The following is a 21,799-nucleotide window of genomic DNA, read 5'->3' as shown; positions in this document are numbered from 1 at the left end:
CATATGTCCGTAAAACAATCCGATCATCCCCAGGGTCAAGTCAACACACTGGCTTTAAGCGCGATAGGTGTCGTGTTTGGGGACATCGGCACCAGTCCTTTGTATGCAGTAAAAGAGGTTTTTCACGGCGGCTTGCCGACCGATACCACCCATGTGCTCGGGGTGCTGTCCTTGATTTTTTGGGCTATCACCTTGGTGGTCACCACCAAATACGCCATTTTTATCATGCGCGCCGACAATAAGGGCGAAGGCGGCATCATGGCCTTGATGGCGCTGGCCTTGCAGGGGTCCAAAGATAATCCGGAACGCAAAGCGTTCATCGTCACCATCGGCCTGCTTGGTGCCTCGTTGTTTTATGGCGACAGCATGATTACCCCGGCCATTTCGGTACTCAGCGCCGTGGAAGGTTTGCAAATCGTGGCGCCGCGCCTGGAACATTACGTTTTGCCGATCACCATCATCGTGCTCAGCGTGCTGTTTTTTATCCAGACCAAAGGCACCGGCAAAGTCGGCAGAATGTTTGCGCCCATTATGTGTTTCTGGTTTGCCACGCTGGGTCTTTTGGGGGGCATCAGTATTGTCCAGCATCCGGATGTATTGATGGCGATCAACCCCTATTACGCGGTCAGCTTATTAATAGAATTGGGCTGGAAAGGCTTTTTAATCATGGGCGCGGTGGTGTTGGCGATAACCGGCGCCGAAGCCCTATATGCCGATATGGGACATTTCGGTTTGAAACCAATTCGGCGCGCCTGGTTCTATTTCGTATTTCCGGCCTTGCTGCTCAATTACTTTGGCCAAGGCGCGTTGTTGATCGGCAATCCCAAGGCCGTCGAAAATCCGTTTTATTTGATGGCGCCGCATTGGGCCCTATATCCGCTGCTGGTCCTGGCAACACTGTCCACCGTGATCGCCTCGCAAGCCGTCATTTCCGGGGCGTTTTCGGTAACTCGGCAAGCCATACAACTCGGTTACTGCCCAAGAATGAACATCCGCCACACCTCCGGCGACGAAATGGGCCAAGTCTATTTGCCTGCCGTCAACTGGCTGCTGATGGTCTCGGTGTTTATTTTAGTTCTCAGCTTCAGATCGTCGTCCGCATTGGCATCGGCATACGGCATTGCCGTAACCGGCACGATGATTGTCGATACCATCCTGGCCTTTATCGTCATCCAGGCCCTCTGGCAATGGAACAAAGCCACCAGCATTGCTTTTCTGTCGACTTTTTTGATTATCGACCTGCTGTTTCTGTCTTCCAACAGCCTGAAAATCCCGCACGGTGGCTGGTTGCCGCTGGTGGTAGGTACGGTGTTTTTCTTGATTATGACCACATGGATCAAAGGCAAGGAATTGTTAGCCCGGTACCTGGACGAAAAACGGGTATTGTTCGAGGACTTGGACGAACGTTTGAAAGACCGGCCCCTGGTTACGGTACCCGGCACGGCAATCTATATGGCCCGCAGCGTACACGGTGTGCCGCAGGTCTTGCTGCATAACCTGGAGCACAACCATGTGATGCACGAAAAACTCATCGTGCTGACCATCGTGACCCGCGAGGAACCTTACGTGGATGAAGCGCATAGGGTAAAAATCCGCATGTTCGGCGATAGCGGTGGCTTTTACCGGGTGAAATTGTATTTTGGATTTCAGGAGGAACAGGACGTGCGCCGCGCCCTGCAACTTTGCTGCCACGAAGGCTTGGATATCGATCAAAAAACCGTATCGTTTTTTATCGGTAGTGAAAAATTGTCGTTCCGCCGCAAAAGCCCGATGCCGAAATGGCGGCGCTCCTTGTTCAGTTTCTTAACGCATAATTCCAGTAGTGCGATAGAGTATTTCAAAATCCCCGTCGAACGTGTGATCGAGCTGGGAATCCGCATCGAATTGTAGAAATCCACTGCCTAGTCGCGCTTAGTCTCCGCGTCTGCCGAAACGGCCGCCCCAGCCGCCGCGCTGATGGTCGCCGTCACTGTCCCTGCGCCCGAAACCGCGTTCCTGCCGCTCCGGCATCGATTGTTGTTGGAGGGATCTTTGTTCGGCATGCCGTTCACGATCAAAGTCCCGACGCCCCAAGTCCCTCCCCTGCCAACCGCCAACACGATGATCGAAATGCGGCATTGGTTGATGCCAGTCATGATGATCATCGTGATGATGCTCCGAGCGATAACTGGGCTGCACATAGTAACGGCCATACGTGATGCTGGTGCTCGGGCTGGTATAACTACGCCCGTAGCTTTGGTAATAGCCGGGCGACGAGTAAGCACTGCCATAACCATAGTCACGCTGATAATAGCCGGTCGCGCAACCCGACAGGGTTAATGTGGCGATGGTAAGAATGCTGACTTGTATGGTTTTCATGACTGCCTCTTGGCTGGTTGGCCCTCTAATCTAAAGTTGGGCTTAGCATATCCGAGTCAGACTTAATCGATGCTTAACCTGAGGCGCCGACCAAAAAATGTTCCGGCTCGGCAATCACCGGATTGCTTAGCGCGCCGATGCCTTCTATCTCGATACGCACAGTTTGTCCCGGTTTCAGATAACCGCGCGGCTTCATTTTTACTCCCACCCCAGCCGGTGTACCGGTACTGATAACATCACCCGGCTCCAACGTCATCACTTGTGTCAGATAAGCAATCAACTCGTAACAATTAAAAATCATGTCGCCGGTACTACCGTTTTGCCGCAACTCGTCGCCCACCCAGGTTTTTAAACTGAGATTATGCGGATCGGCGATTTCGTCGGCCGTCACCAGCCATGGCCCCAGTGGACCATGAGTATCGAAAGATTTGCCCAAGGTCCAGGTTGGCGTGCGTTGCTGCCAATCGCGCACCGTCACATCGTTGCAAATGGTGTAGCCGGCGATGACTTCATGCGCTTGCTCGACAGGCACCTGTTTGCAGCGCTTGCCAATCACAAACGCCAACTCGCCCTCGTAATCAACCTTGTCCGACACCAGCGGCAGATGAATCGCGTCGCCATCGGCGATGACGCAGGTACTTTGCTTGGTAAAAAAGGTTGGATATTCCGGTTTTTCCATTCCGGTTTCACCGATGTGATCGGCGTAATTCAAACCAACGCCCAACAGCTTGCCGGGACGTGGAATCGGCGCCAACAACTGCACGTCGCTGAGAGCGATGCGTTCGCCGTCGGCAGCAATCTGCTTTTGCAGCGCTAATTTCGCCGACTCTCCAGCCGCCAGAAAATCGAGCATATTGCCGGGCAAATCCGCGCCGGCCGGGACGATTTGCGCGCCAACCAGTGCACCAATTTGTACTTGACCATTGTATTTATAGCTCAGTAGTTTCATACCGAATCAACTCTTCATCCAAACAAAATCCGCATTGTATCGCAGTGCCGGTGTCGCCCAGCAAAACCCGCGAACTGGACGTCTTATTTCTAAGCACTGTCCAGTTATTGGACGCTCATTCTTTAAAAAGCGCCGACTCAGAGCCATAAGCAATGCCATCTAAGGCATTGTTAATAAAAGGCTTAATCAAATAACGCAATACTGGCACACGTGTTGCAATCTGACCACCGAGGCTGGCGTCAGTCCAGGCCAATCAGCGCTTTAAGGCAACGGAAAGTCACCGCTTAGCTTAATGACGACAGCCTCGCCATTCTTATAACACCACAACGAGGATTCAATATGGCTATAAGTACCGCCACAAAAGCCGCAACCGATGCGTTGGCCGCCAATCCGGCGCCCGTCAGTGTAGGTGCGCAGGAAGTTCACCGCTGGATGCAGAGCTTTACCTGGGATTTTGATAAAAATCGCACCAAGTATTCGACCAAATACAAAATGGCCAACGATACCAAGGAGCAATTCAAGCTGATCGCGAAAGAATATGCCCGCATGGAATCGGTGAAGGACGAGCGTCAATTCGGCAGCTTGCAAGACGTGTTGACGCGGGTGGACGCGGCGAACCGCGTGCATCCGAAATGGAACGAGTCGATGAAGATCATCTCCAACTTCCTGGAAGTGGGCGAATACAACGCCATTGCCGCTACCGGCATGCTGTGGGATTCGGCCACCGCGCCCGAACAAAAAAACGGTTACTTGGGCCAAGTGCTGGACGAAATTCGCCACACCAACCAATGTGCTTACATCAACTATTACTTTGCCAAACAAGGCCAAGACGCCGCCGGTCATAACGATGCCCGCCGCACGCGAGCAATTGGTCCGCTGTGGAAAGGCATGAAACGGGTATTCTCGGACGGCTTTATTTCCGGCGACGCGGTGGAATGCTCCATCAACCTGCAATTGGTCGGCGAAGCCTGCTTTACCAATCCATTGATCGTGGCCGTAACCGAGTGGGCGTCCGCCAACGGCGACGAAATGACGCCGACCGTATTCTTGTCCATCGAAACCGACGAGCTGCGCCACATGGCTAACGGTTATCAAACCGTGGTATCCATCGCCAACGACGAAGCCGCTTCGAAATATCTGAATACCGATTTGAACAACGCCTTCTGGACCCAACAAAAATACTTCACACCGGTATTGGGCATGATGTTCGAGTACGGCAGTCATTTCAAAGTCGAGCCATGGGTGAAAACCTGGAACCGCTGGGTGTACGAAGATTGGGGCGGTATCTGGATCGGCCGTTTGGGCAAATACGGCGTCGAATCGCCACGCAGCTTGCGCGATGCCAAAAAAGACGCTTACTGGGCGCATCACGACTTGTTCCTGATTGCTTATGCCTTGTGGCCCACCGGTTTCTTCCGTTTGAGCCTGCCAACCCAGGAAGAAGCGGAATGGTACGAAGCCAACTACCCCGGCTGGTACGACATGTACGGCAAAGTCTACGACGAATGGCGTGCGCGCGGTTGCGAAGACCCCAGCAGCGGCTTCCTGCCGATTCAATGGTTCATCGAAAACAATCATCCGATTTATATCGACCGGGTTTCGCAAGTGCCGTTCTGCCCTAGCTACTGCAAAGGCGAAAGCACGCTGCGGGTGCTGGAATACAACGGCAAGAAACATTCCTTCAGCGACCAATGGGGCGAAAGAATGTGGTTGTCCGAACCCGAGCGTTATGAGTGCCAAAACATCTTCGAACAATACGAAGGCCGCGAACTGTCGGAAGTAATTGCCGAAGGTTTTGGCGTGCGTAGCGACGGTAAAACCTTGATCAGCCAGCCGCACACCAAAAAGGACGGCAAGCTGTGGACACTGGACGACATCAAACGGATTAACTGCGTGTTTTCCGATCCTTTGAAAGCCCTTTAATCGTTTCAATTCTTTAAGGAAATAGCTTATGTCTATAGAAGTAAATGGCGGCAGACGCGGCCTGACCGACCCGGAAATCGCCGCAGTGATCATGGCCGCAGTGCCGGACAAGCCTCTGGAAACCCAGCGCAAAATGAATTACTTCATGAAGCCGCGCGGTAAGCGGATCAATGAATATGAAGTGTTGTGTTGCTATAGCCAGCCGACGCCGGACTGGATTCCCGGCGGTTTGGACTGGGGCGATTGGACTCAAAAATTCCATGGTGGCCGCCCATCCTGGAGTAACGAGTCCACCGAAATGCGCAGCTCGGATTGGCTGGCGCACCGCGACCCGGCTTTCCGTTGGCATGCGCTGTATGTCAAGGATAAAGCCGAAGAGTGGCGTTATACCGACCGCTTTCTGAAAGCCTATTCCGCCGACGGCCATGTGCGTTCGATCGATCCGGTTTGGCGCGATGAAGTATTGGGCGATTATCTCGGTGCCTTCGGTTTTTACGAGTATGGCTTGTTCAATGCGCATTCCTCGGTGGTGCGCGATTGCCTGGGCGACACCTTGCGGATGAGCAGTGCGATGATCGGTTTGGACAAGGTCGACAATGCGCAAATGATTCAAGCGGAACGTACCTTTTTGTCTAAATTGGTGCCGGGTTTCCCCGAGTCCACCGACATTCCTAAACAGGAATGGACAAAAGGCGCGATTTTCAAAGGCGCCAGAGAATTGGTGCAGGATATTTGGCAAGCGACTTATGACTGGAACGAAATCCTGTTCTCCGGCCATATGATTTGCGACCCCATCTTCGGGCAATTTGTACGCAGAGAGTTCTTTATGCGGTTGTCGTCTTATTACGGCGATAACTTGACCCCGTTCTTTATCAATCAAATGCAGTTGTATTTCTCGCAAACCAAAGGCATTACCACCGACATGTTCCATACCTGTCTGGGTGCCGACGTGGAATTTGGTGATTACAACAACCGGTTGATGCGGGCCTGGGCCAATAAATGGCTGCCCAGAACCGTCGATGCACTGAAGGATTTCATGGCGATTTACGCCACCATTCCGGAAATCAAAGGCGTCAGCGACAAAGCCGCCATCGAAGCGGCGCTGGTTAGGGTGTTTGCCGATTGGAAACGCGATTTTGCCGATCCGATCAACTTTAAAGTCGATACCAATGCCCTCGTCAAAACCGTGTTAAGCGGACTCAAATAAGGAAAACTCATGTCGAAAAGTTCAAATGCTTACAACGCAGGCATTATGCAAAAAACCGGCAAAGCCTTTGCCGATGAATACTTTGCCGAAGACAACCAGGTCGTGCACGAAAGCCACGAAGTGGTGCTGGTTCTGAAAAAATCCGATGAACTCAACACCGTGGTGGAAGAAATTCTGCAAGGTTCGCACAAGGCGGACAACCCCACGCTGGTGGTGGAAGACCGCGCCGGTTTCTGGTGGCTGAAAGCGACCGGCAAAATCGAGATCGACTGCGTCGAAGTTTCGGAATTACTGGGCAAGCACTACAGTGTTTACGACCTATTGGTGGATGTGTCGTCCACCATCGGCCGTGCTTATACCCTGGGCGAGACCTTCACCATCACTTCCGAGTTGATGGGTCTTGACGTCAAACTGAAAGACTTGGCTGCGGCGTAGGAGAACACCATGGCAAATATTCATGACAACCCCACCCGTAATGCCTGGATGGCCAAAATTGCCACACTGGATACGCTGGCAAAGGCGCACGCCTTCATTACCGACTTCCGCGCCAAGCACATGAGTCCGTTCAAAACCGACTGGTCGCTGGAATTGGATGGCCTGTGGATCGAGTTGAAAATCGAAGAAAAGCTGGCGCTGTTGAAGCACAAGGAATTCAACGACACCCAATTGCTCAACAATTGCACCTGCGGCGCCAATGCCCAGCAAGTGGCAAATGAAGTAATTGCCAAAATGGAGGCATGCACGGACATGTACGAAGCAGAGCGCATTCATATCAACTTCAGACTGGCCTGCAAACCGCCTGTGATGCCGGTCAATGTGTTTCTGGACACCGACCGCCAGTTGGGGACCAAGTTGATGGAACTGCGCAACACCGACTACTACGCCTTGCCGTTAGAGGCATTGCGTCAGAAACGCGGCGTGAAAGTGGTCACCTTGCAGTAATCGTTCGGCAGGATGCGCCGCACTTGCGCGTGGCGCATCCTTTATAGCCAACAAACCGATAGCGGACAAAACCTACTCGTCGCTTACATCGCCGTGAGCGAGAGGGCGTTTGTGTGCGCTTCGATCTCAACGAACCATTTCATAGAATCAGTATTATGGATTTTTTCTCAAATTTTAAGTCGGCGGTTGCGCCCGCTTTTCCCAGTGAAGCCGACAAACTCACCACGCTATACGACACCGCGCCCTACGCTGCTTTCTGCGAAGATCTAGAGTTCATGTGGCGCTGGACCATCTACCGCGACCAAAAACTGGTGCAGGAAGGGTGTTCGCTAACCCTGGACGCATCGCGGCGCGCGGTTGAGCACGTATTGGCGTTTTTCAGCGTGTCGGCCAAAAACCAATGCCTGGGAGAATGACATGAGCGCCCATCAAATTAAAATCATTACGCAAGACGGGGAAGCCGTTTGCTTTGATTGTTACGAAGACGAGGATGTCATCACTGCGGCGGTGCGCCAGGATATTTATTTGATGTCGTCGTGTCGCGAAGGCGGTTGCGCGACTTGCAAAGGATTTTGCGCGGAAGGCGATTACGTTTTGGGCAAATGCAGTTCGCAGGCTTTGCCCTACGAAGAAGAAGAGGCCGGCGAAGTGTTGTTGTGCCGCTGTTACCCCGTGAGCGATTTGGAAGTCGAAGTACCTTATACCTACGACCGGATTTCATTCTCACCGGAAGGTTTGACGTTTGTAGCGGAAGTGATTGAGCTGACGCCAATTTCCATCAACGTGGTGAAACTGCTGCTGCGGCGCACGGGCGACGATCAAACCATCAAGTTCGACTCCGGGCAATTTTTTGATTTGGAAATTCCCGGCACCACCATCACCCGTTCATACTCCCCCGCCAACACGTCCAATAAAACCGGCGATCTGGAGTTTTTGATTCGCATCGTCGATGGCGGCAAATTTTCAGAATATTTAAAAAACGACGCCAAGTTGGGTCAGAAATTAAACGTCAAAGGCCCGTCCGGCGTTTTCGGTTTGAAGGAAAACGGTTTTACCCCGCGCTATTTTGTGGCCGGCGGCACCGGACTGGCGCCGATATTATCGATGGTGCGGCGGATGCACGAATGGGAAGAACCGCAAAAGTGCATCATCTATTTTGGGGTAAACACCGAAGCCGAAATTTTCCATCTGGATGAACTGAATCAACTGGCCGCACAAATGCCGACGCTGGAGCTGAGAAACTGCGTCTGGAAATGTTCGGACGACTGGCATTGCGAAAAAGGCAGCGTGGTGGACATCCTGCGCCGCGATCTAAAGGATACCGGTGCCAAGCCGGATTTATATCTGTGCGGGCCGCCGGGCATGGTCGACGCCACCTTTGCGGTGTGCGCCGAAATGGGCATCCCTAAGGAACGTATCTACCTTGAAAAATTCCTGCCTAGCGGTTCGCCTTAACGCCACGGGCAAACAGGGTGCTGCGCTGCCGTTTCCCTGCGCAGCCATCCTGTTTGCCGATCCAAATCAGCCTTTTTTTCCTATCGAAAAATCGCGCAACCACGCTGAGGCGACTATGAAAGCCGACGATGTAGAGTTTCTGGTTGGTATGGCGGTGCAACTAGACGAAACGATCAGAAAACTGGTGATAGAAGAGCAGGAGATTTTTGAAAAATTGGGCGATGCCAGAGTTCAGGAATTAAAGGAATTCTGGAATCAGGAATTCACGGGCGAAGAAGAGGCGGACTTTAAACGCAGCCTGGATTACTGGGACAAAATCCTGATTCGTACTTGGGCCAATGCGCAACGTGCTCGGCAAACCCGTGCCCAGGTGGGGCAAACCTTAATGAAATTAAATTCGCACCTCTAACCGATGGGAACACCCTAGAAATGAGTAAACACGTTATTTACAACCCGGAAGCTCGCCAACGTCTGCTGCAAGGCATCAATGCGGTAGCACGCGCGGCGAGCGTTACGCTGGGTAGCGCCGGCCCTGCCGTGATGATTCAACACCGAACCGACGGCATCATGCCCGTCTTTACCCGAGATGGTGTTACTGTTGCCAATGCCATCATCATGGAAGACCGGATTGCCGATTTGGGTGCCCGCATGTTGCGGGATGTCGCCGGTTCGGTGTCTCGCGAAGTCGGCGACGGTACCACCACGGCGATTGTGCTGGCGCAAAGCCTGGCGGAGGAAGCACTGAAAAGCGTCGCGGCCGGCTTTCATCCCATGCAGTTGCAAAAGGGCATGGAGTTGGCGCTGATCTTGGTGGAGCAGCATTTGCAAAAAACCGCTGTCACCGACAGCACGGATGACTGGGTCGAAAAAATTACGCGGGTCGCCAGTAAAGGCGAAGCCGGTGTCGGCAAGCTCCTGAAACAGGCCCTGGCCGAACTTGGCGAAGCTGGCACCTTGACCTTTCAACTGGGTAATGGCCGCGAAGACCAACTGGAGATTGTGGAAGGTATCCATTACGAACAAGGCTTTTTATCGCCCTATTTCATCACCGATAAAACCCGCGCCGAAGCGGTGTTGGAGAGGCCCTACATACTGCTGTACGACCGGGAAATCAGCGACTTCATGGATCTGGTGCCTATTCTGGAAGAAGTGGCTGCTGAAGGCCGGCCCTTATTGGTGATTGCCGAAGCAGTGGCTGAAAAAGCGTTAACGGGCTTGTTACTGAATCATGTGCGCGGCATTTTCAAAGTGGTGGCGGTCAAGCCGCCGGGTTTTGGCGACAATCGTATCAATCGCCTGAACGATTTGGCCCTGTTGACCGGCGGCGGCGCTATTTTGCAAGAGCGGGCCATGCGGCTGGAAGACGTCACGCTAGCGCAATTGGGTCAGGCGCAGCGCGCGGTCATCTCGGAAGGCAATACGACGATCATCGGCGCCACGGGTGCGCGCGAACCCGTGAACGCACGCATAGAGGCCTTAAGGCGCGAGTTGGCGCTGGTTCGCGCCCGTAAACCCGGTGAAGGTTCCGCCACCGGCAATTTACACGAAGCCGAAGAGCTGGAAGAGCGCATCGCTATCCTGTCCGGCAAAACCGGCAGCTTCCAGGTCGGCGGCATCTCCGACGTGGAAATCAAAGAGCGGCTGGTGCGCATCGAAAATGCCTATTTGTCCACCAAGGCTGCGCTGCAAGAAGGCGTGTTACCCGGCGGCGGTATCGGTTTGTGGCGTTGCACCACGGTGCTGGACGAAGTGATTGCCGAAAATGCCGAGCAGCAGCAAGGCATCGCCATCGTCAAGCAAGCACTGGGCGCGCCGCTCCGGCAATTGTTGAACAATAGCGGCCTGAACAACGAAGACGTGCTGATGCGCTTAGCCACCCAGGCTGACCCGGCATTTGCCGTGGATATGCAGTATTTAAACTACGGGCATTTTCTGGACATTGGGATTATCGATCCGGTAAAAGTGTTGCGCAGCGCCCTGCGCAATGCAGTGAGCGTGGTGGCTACTTTGATCAGCAGCGAGACGGTCATCATGAACGTGCCGGACTTGTCCATCATGGCCGGGTATTCGCCGGAATGGGCTGCCGCCACCCGCGAAGATCCCCGTATGTAATTGTTATTTCTACCTCAACCTCCTCTCTCCGAAAGTTAGAGCTATCCATTATTCTGCAATGGAGTAAGGCAATGTGACGTTATGTCGCATTGCCTCTTTTTTTGATTTTGTTATTTTGGACAACATCGCCGTAAAAAGCAGCTAAACCTCTGTTTTTTATATTTTTGTTTTGTGCCGATACTAAATTGGCGCACCAAAATACAAGAGGAAAAATGGATATTGCCTTGCACTTGCCCCACAACGTTAAAATCATCAAAGAAGCCTGCGCGTTCAAAACCTCCCTAGCGTTTGAAGTTGACCGCCCGATACAGGCCTGGCGCTGGATGGCACAGAGCCGTTGCGTGCCCGATCACACGGACTGGGTACGCCCGGAAGTCTCGGAATCCTGGCGCCGCTGCCTGGAAGAATACCAATTGCCATTGGGCAATTACGCGCGCTGGGATCATTGGCGTTTCACCACCGATTCGGAGCCGCTTATCCACCGCGCCGCTCACGATATTTCAGAAATGCTCCGGCATTTGGGGCATCAATTCGACGTGTTTTTGAAGGAAGCCGGCGTCATGCTGGTATTGACCGATGCCGACGGGCGCCTGTTACAAGTGTTAGGCGAAAATCCGTTTGCCAGCCCTTTCATGCTGAGTTTGTACGAAAAGCACAGCCGCTGGAGCGAAGCGGTGCTGGGTAATAACGGCATCGGCACCGCCGCGCAACTGAAAAAACCGATTGCCTTTCAGGGCATGGAGCATTTTGTCAGTCTGTTACACCCCTTCACCACGGTCGGTTACCCTTTGCTGGATGAGGACGACAACGTCCAAGCCGTGATCGGCTTGATCAGCGATAGACAGGAAAGCATGAACTCCTTGTTCGCATTCTTGCATTTGTTATGCGTACTATTAAATACCAATCTGCCCTTAACCCAGAGTCCGGTTGCGCAAGCGCGGGTGTTGGAAAGAATCCCGTTCAAACCCGCCAAAAGGCCGCCCAGCCAATACGAATCGGCAATGTCAGAGCAATTGACCGCCTTGGTAGATAAGGCCGTGAAGCTGCAAAACCATAAGATTCCGATGCTGATTACCGGCGAATCGGGCGTGGGCAAGGATCATTTCGTCAATCTGCTGAAACACGCCGGACCGCGGAAAAATCAGCCTTTGATCGCGATCAACTGCGCATCGATTCCGCATGACTTGATCGAAAGCGAGCTGTTCGGTTACGAAGCCGGCAGTTTTACCGGCGCGCGCAGTGCCGGCAAACCGGGGAAATTTCTGTTAGCGGACAAAGGTATTCTGTTTCTGGATGAAATCGGCGATATGAGCCTGGATTTGCAGTCCACGCTGTTACGAGTTCTGGAAACCTCGGAGTTCACGCCCGTCGGCGGCAGCAAACCGATCAAGGTGGATGTGCAAATCGTCGCCGCCACCAACGTACCCTTGTTGGAAGCCGTCGAAGCCGGCCGCTTCCGCCGCGATTTGTATTACCGTTTGAACGGCGCGCAAATTCATCTGCCGCCCTTGCGCGAGCGCGAAGACAAACTCGGCATCATTCACCACATCTTGCAGCGCGAACTGGCTAATCTGCCCAATCCGCAGGCAATCAGTATTTGCCCCAGCGTCATTGCCTTGATCGAGCAACACCCGTGGCCAGGCAATATTCGCCAGTTGATCAACGTCATCAGAGCAACGCTATACACCGCCGGCGACACGCTGATTACCCGCGAGGATTTGCCGCTGGATTTTGTCGAAGAGCTGGGTAAAGTGCTGCCGGGGAACGACAATAACGCTTTGGACAACACGCTGACTTATCCAATATCGGTGGCTAAAGGCCGATCCATGACCCTGGAAGACTGGGAGTTGCACGGCATCAAAGCCAGCCTGCGGGAATGCGCGGGCAATATTTCCTTGGCGGCGAAAAACTTAGGCATAACTCGCACCACGCTGTACCGAAAAATCGAACGTTTTGGGCTGGATAAAATCGACTGGCGGGAGCATTCCAAAGTCGGCTAAGAATCACACGGATTCGGCAGGCGCGTAATTGCATCCACTTGCGCATTGATTCTCCCTTGTATAGCCGGTTTTACCCGTTAGTCAATTAGCTACTTTATTTTTGGTAAGCTTTTAGAACGGTTATCGATGTTTTTTATTGTTTGTTGGGCTAGCTGAAGCACTGATCCAATTAGGTGTAGATTCGGTCACAAAATGAACATTAACAAACATGCTCTTTCTTTTAAGCAACTCCTTTACATTTATACTCAGTTGACAAAAGATAATTGGGACTGGATATTCTGCTTCCTAAAACGGCCAAGGTACCAGGGCTGTTGTCTGGACTTGGCCTGACATCCGGCAGAAAACACAACAAAATATTGCCAGTGACATATGCCACTTGGCTTTTGTCATGGATAAAAAATGGGCGATATTTTAGAAGAAGGCAGGCGAGTCGCACCTTTATAAGGTGTAATAAGTAAGGCGAGAATAGGCGAAGCCGTATTGCGCCGTACGTTTGATTCATTCATTCGCCGCAATGCCCTTTGGTTATTTGCGCCATACGCGGTGCGTCCGGGCAAACCGGCCAAGCTCACGAAGGACGACAGCGAACAGGCCCATTTCCTGTACCAGGCCGTACACGAACTAGCCAGTCGCCGCGCCAAAGTCGAACACGTATTTCGGGACATTAAAATCCGCTTTGGTTACGCCAAAAATTGCTATCGCGGCTTGGCGAAAAACGCCGCCCGGTTAACTTTTTTAACGGCCATTGCCAATGTGCTGCGCGCTGATGCTTACGAACGTCGTAGCCTTATTGCGTCCGCTATTTGAAAACAGGTCCAGATACCGGGGAGTTTTTCGAAAAAAACCGATGTTTTAATCAAAATCAGGGAGATATTAAAGTTTTTGAATCATTTTATAACTGACTTCTGCTAAAACGGTTGTTTTTCAGAGATTCCTTAAGCATTAAATTATATGACGAATCTAAATTTAATTTTTCAGAATATTTCAAATATTTATTATAGATTATGGACAATAATAATATTTTCAATTCTAGTTAGTCAGTCGGCGTTTTCTCAAGAAAACCACCAGTATATGCCCCAATACTTCTTCACTTATACTGAAGCAGATAATGCATGCAGGATAGAGTATGGGCAATATTGTAATAATTACGTACCAAATGGGCCGATAGCATATTGTAATGGCCCGTTTCAGATCCGTTATTATTGGACTTATCTGAATTCTGGGGCAGATCTCATAATAACTCATCATGATTTCTACTACTGTCTGAATAGTGGTGCATCTTGCCCGTTTGGCCAAACGCTAGTTATGGGTAAATGCTCAAGCAGCAAGAATAAACTTAAACCAGATCAATGTTCCGTTGGCAACCCAATCAATCAAGCACTTGGCAATAAGATTCAAGAGGAGATAGACTACCAAAAAGTCGGGGATTCTCCGCTGATGTTTAGCCGTCTGTATAGTAGTATTTCGAATTCCATAATCGATACATCCGGTAAAAATTGGCTGCACAATTTTCAACGATTCATCACGTCTAAAGAAGTAAATCAAGCTGCAGTACAGCGTAACACTGGGGAAATTACGACCTTTACCTTTAAATTGGGTGCTTGGCAAGCCGATGCGGACGTTAAAGACAAACTTCTACAATTGACCAACACCACTGGCTCACTAACCGGATGGCAATACACCGACGTGAACACCAATGCTGTGGAAATATACGATGCAGTGGGCAAGCTAATCAGCATAGAATACGCAAACGGCCTTATGCAAACGCTGAGCTATAGCGTAGACGACACTCCTCTGACCATAGCGCCAACTCCAGGATTGCTCATTAATGTTCAGGATAGCTTTGAGCGTAACCTGAGTTTTACCTACGATGTGAATGGTCGTATGGTCAGCATGACCGATCCAGTTGGCAATGTGACCCAGTACGCCTACGATACCACTGGCAATTTGATTGCAGTTACTAACCCGGACGGTTCATCTCGCCAATACCTATACAATGAACCCGTTTACACCAGTAATACTAACCTGCAAAATGCGCTGACCGGAATCATAGATGAATTTGGAACGCGCTATGCGACGTATCGATACAATGCTGAAGGGAAAGCGGTTTCGACTGAACATGCGGGTGGAGTTGAGAAATACCAGCTGAGTTATAATACCGACAGCGTGTCAGTTACCAACCCATTGGGTAGTGAGTACTCCGACAGATTTAAATCAGTACTAGGAGTTGTCAAAAGTGCCGGCCAAGATCAACCATCTGGTGCCGGCTGCACCTCTGCGGCCAGTAACCAAAGTTACGACGCCAACGGCAACCTCGCCAGCCGCACCGACTTCAACGGCAACCTCAGCTGCTATGCCTACGACCTGAGCCGCAACCTGGAAACCGTCCGGGTGGAAGGCCTGGCGCCCAGTTCGAGTTGCCCGGCCAACCTCAGTGCTTACACGCCGGCGCCGAACAGCATCGAACGCAAACGCAGTACCCAGTGGCACGCCAACTACCACCTGCCCACCCAAATCGACGAGGCCGGCCGGCGCACCGCCTTCAATTACGACGCGGGCGGCAACCTGCTGAGTAGAACCGTCACCGATACCGCGACCCAGCAAAGCCGCACATGGGCCTACACCTACAACATCCTCGGCCAAGTGCTAAGCGCAAATGGCCCGCGTACCGATGTTAACGACATCACCACCTATAGCTACTACGCCGACAATACTGCCAACCACAAACCCGGCGACCTGTGGAAAATCACCAATGCCCTGGGCCACACCACCACCTTTACCGCCTACGACGCTAACGGCCGCCTGCTCAGCCTGACCGATCCTAACGGCTTGGTGATTGGCTTTGCTTACGACGCCCGCGGCCGCCTGACCCAAAAAACCGTCGACGGCAACACCACCGCCTACGCCTACGACAAAGCCGGCAACCTGACTCAAACTACCTCGGCAGCCGGTGTCACCCATACGTTTACCTACGACGCTGCGCACCGCCTGACCGACATCACCGACGCCCTGGGTGGCAAGATTCATTACACGCTGGACGCTATGGGGAACCGCACCAAAGAGGAAATTCTCGATAACAGCGGCGCAGTGGTTAAAACCCGCAGTCGCGTCTACGACGCCTTAAACCGCCTGGCCCAAGACATTGGCGCCTACAACCAGACCACACGCTACGAATACGACGCCAACGGCAACCTGACCCAGGTCACGGACGCTAACGGCCATGCCACCCAGCACCAATACGACAGCCTGAACCGGCTGATCCGCAGCACCAATGCTCTCGCCGGCTTGACCGACTATCGCTACGACGGCCAAGACCGCCTCACCCAAGTCACCGATGCCAACAACCACGACACCGTCTACAGCTACAACGGCCTCGGCGACCTGATGCAACTGGACAGTCCCAATACCGGGATTACTCAATACGGCTACGACAGCGCCGGTAACCGGATCGGTAAAACGGATGCGGCCAATGTGTCGGTCACATATACCTACGATGCGCTGAATCGGATTAAAAGTGGCGATGGCGGCGCGCAGTTTTATTACGACGAAAACGGCAACCTGGGCAAGCTGTCGCGCGCCTTGCGTTCGGGCTTCAACGGTAACCGGACTCTCAAGTACGACCGGGCAGGACGGTTGACATCCATCACCGCCAAGGGTTTGCCGCATACCTACGATAACTTTATTTACTATGCCTACGACGCCGATGGCAAGGTAGAAAAAATATCGCATTCGGGATACCGTGAAGTTCTTTATGGCTTTGATGCGGCCGGCCAAGTCGACTCGGTATCGCTGCACGACTGGGATGATGGTACCGTTAGCTGGGTCTACGACATAACAACACCGCTAGCAACTCACATCACCCATCTGCCGTTCGGCCCGGTCAAATCGCTCACCTACGGCAATGGCAAACAGATCAGCCGTCGCTACGACTTAGACTACCGGGAAACCGGGCGCACCGTGCCGGGCGTCATGGCCGCCACCTATGGCTATGACTTGAACGGTAACCTCGACAATGTGGCCGACGAATTAAGCTCCTCGGGGCGTCATCGAAATTTCGGTTACGACCCGCTGGACCGGCTGTCCAGTACCACCGGCGTGAACACCCATGCGTTTAGCTATGACGATGTAGGCAACCGTCTGAGCAGCGAACGGAATGGCGCACAGACCTCGTATACCTACGACCTCGGCAGCCAGAAACTGCTGGCGCTCACGGGCGCGCAGCAGGCCAGCTACCAGTACGACGCGAACGGCGACGCGAGCCAGAAAGGCAGCCGGCATTTTTACCAGGCCACCGACCATTTGGTCACGGCCATCAAGGATGAGGTGGGCGGAAGCCTAGTCTCGGTTCAGGCTAATAAGTACGACGCCTTCGGCTATCGCAGCATGAAACTGACAAACAGCGGTAACGTCGCGTTTGATTATGACGTGCTGAGCGGAACGCTGCTGGATGAAACCAAGTGGGGAGGCACATCCTTCTCGCACAGCTACGTTTACCTGGAAGGCGAGCCACTGGCGCGGATCAACTATGACGTGGACTCGGATCCAAACCAGACACCCTGGCCTATCCATTATTACCACAACGACCGGTTGGGCACGCCCCAAAAAACCACGGACCGCACGGGCAACATCAGTTGGGCGGCAGATTTCGATCCGTTCGGCAAGGCCACGCCGACCACGGCCTTCATCACCCAGAACCTGCGTTTCCCCGGTCAATACTACGATGAAGAAACCGGTCTGCATTACAATATCGCCCGTTTCTACGATCCTAACCTCGGGCGCTACCTGCAATCCGATCCGATTGGGTTGGCGGGGGGCATTAATACCTACACCTATGTTTTAAATAACCCGCTGAATCTGGTTGACCCAACCGGTGAGAATCCAAGAATAGTATTAGCCGCACTTGAATGCATAACACACCCATCTGCATGTGTTAATGGGGCTAAGGCCGTTGTTGAGGCTGCAGTTAAAGCCTGTCCCAACCCCTTTGGCAAGAAAGGTGGTCTTGCACACCAATCAAAGGTTGCAGAAAAAGCTAATGATATAGAATCACGCGGCCTTAAAGCACAACAAGAATATAAAGTTGAAACTCCAGATGGGGATAAAAGCTATCGCTATGTCGATCTCGTTGCTAGGGATGCTGAAAACAATGTGACGGAAATGTATCAGGTAGGTAAAGAAACTGTAAGGGGGAACCCTGTGTCGCGTGAAATTACTGCTTTAGATGATATTGAAGCGGCAACGGGAACCAGACCATCATTTATTCCCTATAACAAATAAAGACCATGGGCAAACAAGTTAATTATTTTTTAATGCCAAATGACATAGTTTTGCTTGAAGATAAGCTGCAAAATATTGAGCCTTTGGTCGTAATCCGTAATCGATCTAATACATCAGTACCTGAAAAACTAGATAGCCTCAATTTCGTTGAAGATGGGCGACAATGGCTTAGTTTTTATATTCTTCGACTTGACGACTTTGAGTATGTTCACATGAAATATGTGGCTGCTCAAGGTTATTGGACAGTCGATGAATTGCGATCACCTGTAATTGAATTTGATGGATGTTTTTTTAATGGGGATGTTCTTCGCCGAGGACGAATTTATTTCAATGAAAAGTATTATGGTGAAAACGGCGAATTGATTGAAAAACCTGAACAATTTAGAAAATGGGCTAATAAAATTTTAGCTACAACTAAACGAAGTTTGATTAAATATGGGATGTCCTATATTGGGGAAGCCGCTAAAAATTGGTCAGATTCTTCAGGTGCGGCTTTGTCAAAGGCTGGAAACGAAATAGTCCGTAAGGCGCAATAACGTGCGCTGATCTATAGGATGCTGCCGACAGGCGCATCGTTCGCGACCGTTGCGCCTTGCATGGCTCGGCACAAACTGCAGATTCAAAACCGAAGTGCAATACCCGAAATGCGCATGGATTCGCCAAACTCTTTATTCACCGCCAATGTTTTAACCTTGCCGACAGGGCTATCAGCTGCCGAAGGCCCTTGATCAGCTGCTGCCGCGTCTTGTCCCAAACGCTGATGCCTTTCCTGCTCCAGCGCCTCAATGTCACGCTGTAACAACTCCATTTTTATCAGCCCGATAGATAGAGGTGCAAAATATAAGGCTGTCAACGTGCAGCCAGTTTAATTTTGGACGTCCAAGCAGTTTACAATTTCGCAGTAGGCTCAGTTTTCAGCCGCGCGGGTCGCTGCTGGGCGCGTTGTGCGTTACAATCGCGAGTCGCACAACCGGTTGCTTCAAGAGAATAATAATGACACCCGCCGAATTTACCGCATACGCCCAACAAGGCTACAACCGCATCCCGATCTGCCGCGAAGTGCTGGCCGATCTGGACACGCCGCTCAGTGCTTACTTAAAGCTGGCCGACGGCCCTTATTCCTATTTGTTTGAGTCCGTACACGGCGGCGAGCAGTGGGGACGGTATTCGATCATCGGCTTGCCTTGCAAAACCCGTATCAAAATCAGCGGCCACCGCATCACGGTCGAAAAAGACGGCCAGGACACCCAAGTTTTTGAGCACGCTCAACCGCTGGAATGGATAGAAGAATTTCGGCAAAACTACAAGGTGCCGGACGTACCGGGATTACCGCGCTTCAACGGCGGCCTGGTCGGTTATTTCGGGTATGAAACCATCGGCTATATCGAGCCGCGTTTAAAGCCCAGCGGCAAGCCGGACCCTATCGGCGCGCCGGACATTTTGTTGATGGTGTCGCAAGACCTGCTGGTATTCGACAACCTGTCCGGCAAAATGCTGTTGCTGACCCACGCAGATCCATCGCAAACCAATGCCTACGAAAACGCCAAAGCCAGACTCGACGAACTGGTGGTGAAGCTGCGTGAATTGCAAGCCAATCCGCAAGCGCATCCTGCCGTTAAGCACGTGCACGAACACGATTTTGTCTCCGGTTTTACCCAACAAGGCTACGAAGATGCAGTGCGAAAAGCCAAGCAATACATCACCGACGGCGACTGTATGCAGGTGGTATTATCGCAGCGCATGTCGATTCCGTTTGAAGCCGCGCCGCTGGATTTGTATCGGGCTTTGCGGTGCCTGAATCCGTCGCCGTATATGTTTTTCATGAACCTGGACGATCTATATGTAGTGGGCTCGTCGCCTGAAATCCTGGTGCGGCTGGAAGACAACGAAGTGACGGTGCGACCAATCGCCGGCACCCGCAAACGCGGCGAAACCCACGAGCAGGATCTGGAACTGGAAAAGGAACTGCTCGCCGATCCGAAAGAAATCGCCGAGCATTTGATGCTAATCGACCTGGGCCGCAACGACACCGGACGAGTCGCCAAAATCGGTAGCGTCAAACTCACCGACAAAATGATCGTGGAGCGCTATTCGCACGTGATGCACATCGTTTCCAACGTCACCGGCGAATTGCAGGAAGGTAAAAATGCCTTCGACGTGTTGGCGGCCACCTTCCCGGCCGGCACCGTCAGCGGCGCGCCGAAAATCCGGGCCATGGAAATCATCGACGAACTGGAGCCGGTCAAGCGCGGGATTTATTCCGGCGCGGTGGGTTACATCTCCTGGTCCGGCAATCTGGATACCGCGATCGCGATCCGCACCGCCATCATCAAAGACCAAACCTTACACATTCAAGCCGGCGCCGGCATCGTTTACGATTCCGTGCCGCGCAACGAATGGGATGAAACAATGAACAAAGGCCGCGCGGTGTTCCGCGCCGTCAGCATGGCCGAAGCCGGCCTCCTGAGCAGCGCGGCTCAATCTAAAGGAGCACAAACATGAGCGGCGTCAGATTGGTGATGGTCGACAACTACGATTCGTTCACCTACAACCTGGTGCAATATTTCGGCGAACTGGGTGCCGAGGTGGTGGTGGTGCGTAACGACGAAGTGACGGTGGAAGACATCGAAGGGCTGCGCCCGGACAAAATCGTCATTTCCCCCGGCCCCTGCACCCCCAAAGAGGCCGGCATCTCGGTCGAAACCATCCACCGGTACGCCGGCAAATACCCGATTCTTGGCGTCTGCCTGGGTCACCAGAGCATAGGCTACGCCTTCGGCGGCAACATCATCCACGCCAAGCAGATCATGCACGGCAAAGTATCGCCGGTGTATCACAAAGATTTGGGCGTGTTCACAGGCTTGAGCAATCCGTTCACCGCCACCCGTTACCACTCGCTGGTGATCGAACAAGCGACCATGCCGGATTGCCTGGAAGTGACCGCCTGGACCCAGGACGAGGCCGGCAACATCGACGAAATCATGGGCGTAAGACATAAAACGCTGGATATTGAAGGCGTGCAATTCCACCCCGAGTCGATCCTGACCGAGCATGGACATGATATGTTGCGGAATTTTTTGGCGCGGTAAAATTGGAATTACAGGAGCTAGGTCCCGCATTCCAACATTGCTTGGCTTGAGCTTTTGGTTCTTGATTTTCGCTTGGGACTTATATTTCGTATACAGCTGTCTGACAGCATTGTTTACCGGCGAAATCGGTTTTGGTCGCAGTAGCTCGATTATTCATATTGACAAACGTCCCGAATGGTTCTGGTTTGCTTTTTGGTTTCAATTCATTTTGGGTTTAGCCGCAATACCTGTTATTTGGCAGGAAATTTCAAAGCTCCGAAGAAATTCTACGGCACCCAGATCGGATGCTCCGGATAGCGATACAGCTTTCAGCGTTGAAGTAACCCAAATTTCTAGCCATGGCCTTTGGTTGAAAACTAGGGAAAATACCTTGTACATGTCATATAACGATTTCCCGTGGTTTAAAAACCAGTCTCTTCAGACTATCTACTAAGTCGAAGAGCCATCGCCGGATCATTTTTATTGGCCGGAGATCGATGTCGATTTG

19 protein-coding genes are annotated in these 21,799 nt (G+C 52.2%); 16 read left to right on the top strand and 3 right to left on the bottom strand.

The window, feature by feature from the left end:
* Positions 1 to 3: 3 nt before the first annotated feature.
* On the top strand, positions 4 to 1,890 hold the full coding sequence (locus JL719_RS00775) for a potassium transporter Kup (protein WP_033157492.1): 1,887 nt from the start codon (positions 4 to 6) through the stop codon (positions 1,888 to 1,890).
* A 21-nt stretch (positions 1,891 to 1,911) separates the two neighbouring features.
* Here JL719_RS00775 and JL719_RS00770 read toward each other — a convergent pair whose 3' ends face one another.
* Together JL719_RS00770 and JL719_RS00765 are read right to left on the bottom strand one after the other, a co-directional pair.
* A complete protein-coding gene (locus JL719_RS00770; protein WP_033157493.1) occupies positions 1,912 to 2,358 on the bottom strand; it encodes a hypothetical protein in 447 nt (148 codons plus the stop codon).
* Between the two features lie 73 nt (positions 2,359 to 2,431).
* A complete protein-coding gene (locus tag JL719_RS00765) occupies positions 2,432 to 3,307 on the bottom strand; it encodes a fumarylacetoacetate hydrolase family protein (protein ID WP_033157494.1) in 876 nt (291 codons plus the stop codon).
* A 339-nt stretch (positions 3,308 to 3,646) separates the two neighbouring features.
* Here JL719_RS00765 and mmoX point away from each other — a divergent pair, with 339 nt between their 5' ends.
* The 12 genes from mmoX (at position 3,647) to JL719_RS00705 (ending at position 18,759) form a co-directional block, all read left to right on the top strand.
* On the top strand, positions 3,647 to 5,230 hold the full coding sequence (gene mmoX / locus JL719_RS00760) for an aromatic/alkene monooxygenase hydroxylase subunit alpha (protein WP_033157495.1): 1,584 nt from the start codon (positions 3,647 to 3,649) through the stop codon (positions 5,228 to 5,230).
* A gap of 28 nt (positions 5,231 to 5,258) precedes the next feature.
* Positions 5,259 to 6,437, top strand: coding sequence for an aromatic/alkene monooxygenase hydroxylase subunit beta (gene mmoY, locus JL719_RS00755; protein WP_033157496.1), 1,179 nt, complete (start codon positions 5,259 to 5,261; stop codon positions 6,435 to 6,437).
* Between the two features lie 9 nt (positions 6,438 to 6,446).
* Positions 6,447 to 6,872 carry a methane monooxygenase regulator MmoB gene (mmoB, locus tag JL719_RS00750; RefSeq protein ID WP_033157497.1) on the top strand — a complete coding sequence of 142 codons (426 nt, stop codon included), beginning with the start codon at positions 6,447 to 6,449 and terminating at the stop codon, positions 6,870 to 6,872.
* 9 nt (positions 6,873 to 6,881) lie between these two features.
* A complete protein-coding gene (gene mmoZ / locus JL719_RS00745) occupies positions 6,882 to 7,379 on the top strand; it encodes an aromatic/alkene monooxygenase hydroxylase subunit gamma (RefSeq protein ID WP_033157498.1) in 498 nt (165 codons plus the stop codon).
* 155 nt (positions 7,380 to 7,534) lie between these two features.
* Positions 7,535 to 7,795 (top strand): soluble methane monooxygenase-binding protein MmoD, encoded by a 261-nt coding sequence (gene mmoD, locus JL719_RS00740; RefSeq protein WP_051670140.1) that lies wholly within the window; start codon positions 7,535 to 7,537, stop codon positions 7,793 to 7,795.
* A 1-nt stretch (position 7,796) separates the two neighbouring features.
* The gene (mmoC, locus tag JL719_RS00735) at positions 7,797 to 8,834 is read left to right on the top strand and encodes an aromatic/alkene monooxygenase hydroxylase FAD-binding subunit MmoC (RefSeq protein WP_033157500.1); all 1,038 of its coding nucleotides are present in this window, start codon (positions 7,797 to 7,799) and stop codon (positions 8,832 to 8,834) included.
* A gap of 115 nt (positions 8,835 to 8,949) precedes the next feature.
* Positions 8,950 to 9,243 carry a hypothetical protein gene (locus tag JL719_RS00730; protein WP_033157664.1) on the top strand — a complete coding sequence of 98 codons (294 nt, stop codon included), beginning with the start codon at positions 8,950 to 8,952 and terminating at the stop codon, positions 9,241 to 9,243.
* 20 nt (positions 9,244 to 9,263) lie between these two features.
* Positions 9,264 to 10,946, top strand: a complete 1,683-nt coding sequence (locus JL719_RS00725; RefSeq protein ID WP_033157501.1) for an Hsp60 family chaperonin — start codon at positions 9,264 to 9,266, stop codon at positions 10,944 to 10,946.
* A gap of 212 nt (positions 10,947 to 11,158) precedes the next feature.
* Entirely contained in the window at positions 11,159 to 12,946 is a 1,788-nt protein-coding gene (locus JL719_RS00720) for a sigma-54-dependent Fis family transcriptional regulator (RefSeq protein WP_033157502.1), read from the top strand.
* A gap of 480 nt (positions 12,947 to 13,426) precedes the next feature.
* Positions 13,427 to 13,753 carry a transposase gene (locus tag JL719_RS00715; RefSeq protein WP_033157503.1) on the top strand — a complete coding sequence of 109 codons (327 nt, stop codon included), beginning with the start codon at positions 13,427 to 13,429 and terminating at the stop codon, positions 13,751 to 13,753.
* Between the two features lie 498 nt (positions 13,754 to 14,251).
* Positions 14,252 to 18,223, top strand: a complete 3,972-nt coding sequence (locus JL719_RS00710; protein ID WP_165385902.1) for an RHS repeat-associated core domain-containing protein — start codon at positions 14,252 to 14,254, stop codon at positions 18,221 to 18,223.
* Between the two features lie 5 nt (positions 18,224 to 18,228).
* The gene (locus JL719_RS00705; RefSeq protein WP_033157504.1) at positions 18,229 to 18,759 is read left to right on the top strand and encodes a hypothetical protein; all 531 of its coding nucleotides are present in this window, start codon (positions 18,229 to 18,231) and stop codon (positions 18,757 to 18,759) included.
* Between the two features lie 83 nt (positions 18,760 to 18,842).
* On the opposite strand, the gene JL719_RS00700 is transcribed toward JL719_RS00705, so the two are convergent.
* Positions 18,843 to 19,031 (bottom strand): hypothetical protein, encoded by a 189-nt coding sequence (locus JL719_RS00700; protein ID WP_033157505.1) that lies wholly within the window; start codon positions 19,029 to 19,031, stop codon positions 18,843 to 18,845.
* 185 nt (positions 19,032 to 19,216) lie between these two features.
* Between JL719_RS00700 and trpE the strand changes: the two genes are divergently transcribed.
* Genes trpE through JL719_RS00685 form a run of 3 tightly spaced genes read left to right on the top strand, consistent with a single transcriptional unit; the run spans position 19,217 to position 21,745 of the window.
* Positions 19,217 to 20,725 carry an anthranilate synthase component I gene (trpE, locus tag JL719_RS00695; protein WP_033157506.1) on the top strand — a complete coding sequence of 503 codons (1,509 nt, stop codon included), beginning with the start codon at positions 19,217 to 19,219 and terminating at the stop codon, positions 20,723 to 20,725.
* Complete coding sequence (locus JL719_RS00690) at positions 20,722 to 21,312, top strand: anthranilate synthase component II (protein ID WP_033157507.1); 591 nt, start codon at positions 20,722 to 20,724, stop codon at positions 21,310 to 21,312. Before trpE ends, JL719_RS00690 begins: the two co-directional genes overlap by 4 nt.
* Positions 21,275 to 21,745, top strand: coding sequence for a hypothetical protein (locus JL719_RS00685; protein WP_174843443.1), 471 nt, complete (start codon positions 21,275 to 21,277; stop codon positions 21,743 to 21,745). Before JL719_RS00690 ends, JL719_RS00685 begins: the two co-directional genes overlap by 38 nt.
* Positions 21,746 to 21,799: the final 54 nt, after the last annotated feature.

This window comes from Methylomonas sp. LW13, from assembly GCF_016865255.1.
In the GTDB taxonomy this organism is placed as follows: domain Bacteria; phylum Pseudomonadota; class Gammaproteobacteria; order Methylococcales; family Methylomonadaceae; genus Methylomonas.
The sequence above is the reverse complement of the archived record's forward strand: the minus strand, read 5'-3'. Positions and strand labels throughout refer to the sequence as shown.

Coding starts and splice junctions, on each gene's coding strand:
- JL719_RS00775 (WP_033157492.1), top strand. CDS start 4: ATGTCCGTAAAACAATCCGATCATCCCCAGGGTCAAGTCAACACACTG.
- JL719_RS00770 (WP_033157493.1), bottom strand. CDS start 2,358: ATGAAAACCATACAAGTCAGCATTCTTACCATCGCCACATTAACCCTG.
- JL719_RS00765 (WP_033157494.1), bottom strand. CDS start 3,307: ATGAAACTACTGAGCTATAAATACAATGGTCAAGTACAAATTGGTGCA.
- mmoX (WP_033157495.1), top strand. CDS start 3,647: ATGGCTATAAGTACCGCCACAAAAGCCGCAACCGATGCGTTGGCCGCC.
- mmoY (WP_033157496.1), top strand. CDS start 5,259: ATGTCTATAGAAGTAAATGGCGGCAGACGCGGCCTGACCGACCCGGAA.
- mmoB (WP_033157497.1), top strand. CDS start 6,447: ATGTCGAAAAGTTCAAATGCTTACAACGCAGGCATTATGCAAAAAACC.
- mmoZ (WP_033157498.1), top strand. CDS start 6,882: ATGGCAAATATTCATGACAACCCCACCCGTAATGCCTGGATGGCCAAA.
- mmoD (WP_051670140.1), top strand. CDS start 7,535: ATGGATTTTTTCTCAAATTTTAAGTCGGCGGTTGCGCCCGCTTTTCCC.
- mmoC (WP_033157500.1), top strand. CDS start 7,797: ATGAGCGCCCATCAAATTAAAATCATTACGCAAGACGGGGAAGCCGTT.
- JL719_RS00730 (WP_033157664.1), top strand. CDS start 8,950: ATGAAAGCCGACGATGTAGAGTTTCTGGTTGGTATGGCGGTGCAACTA.
- JL719_RS00725 (WP_033157501.1), top strand. CDS start 9,264: ATGAGTAAACACGTTATTTACAACCCGGAAGCTCGCCAACGTCTGCTG.
- JL719_RS00720 (WP_033157502.1), top strand. CDS start 11,159: ATGGATATTGCCTTGCACTTGCCCCACAACGTTAAAATCATCAAAGAA.
- JL719_RS00710 (WP_165385902.1), top strand. CDS start 14,252: ATGGGTAAATGCTCAAGCAGCAAGAATAAACTTAAACCAGATCAATGT.
- JL719_RS00705 (WP_033157504.1), top strand. CDS start 18,229: ATGGGCAAACAAGTTAATTATTTTTTAATGCCAAATGACATAGTTTTG.
- JL719_RS00700 (WP_033157505.1), bottom strand. CDS start 19,031: ATGGAGTTGTTACAGCGTGACATTGAGGCGCTGGAGCAGGAAAGGCAT.
- trpE (WP_033157506.1), top strand. CDS start 19,217: ATGACACCCGCCGAATTTACCGCATACGCCCAACAAGGCTACAACCGC.
- JL719_RS00690 (WP_033157507.1), top strand. CDS start 20,722: ATGAGCGGCGTCAGATTGGTGATGGTCGACAACTACGATTCGTTCACC.
- JL719_RS00685 (WP_174843443.1), top strand. CDS start 21,275: ATGGACATGATATGTTGCGGAATTTTTTGGCGCGGTAAAATTGGAATT.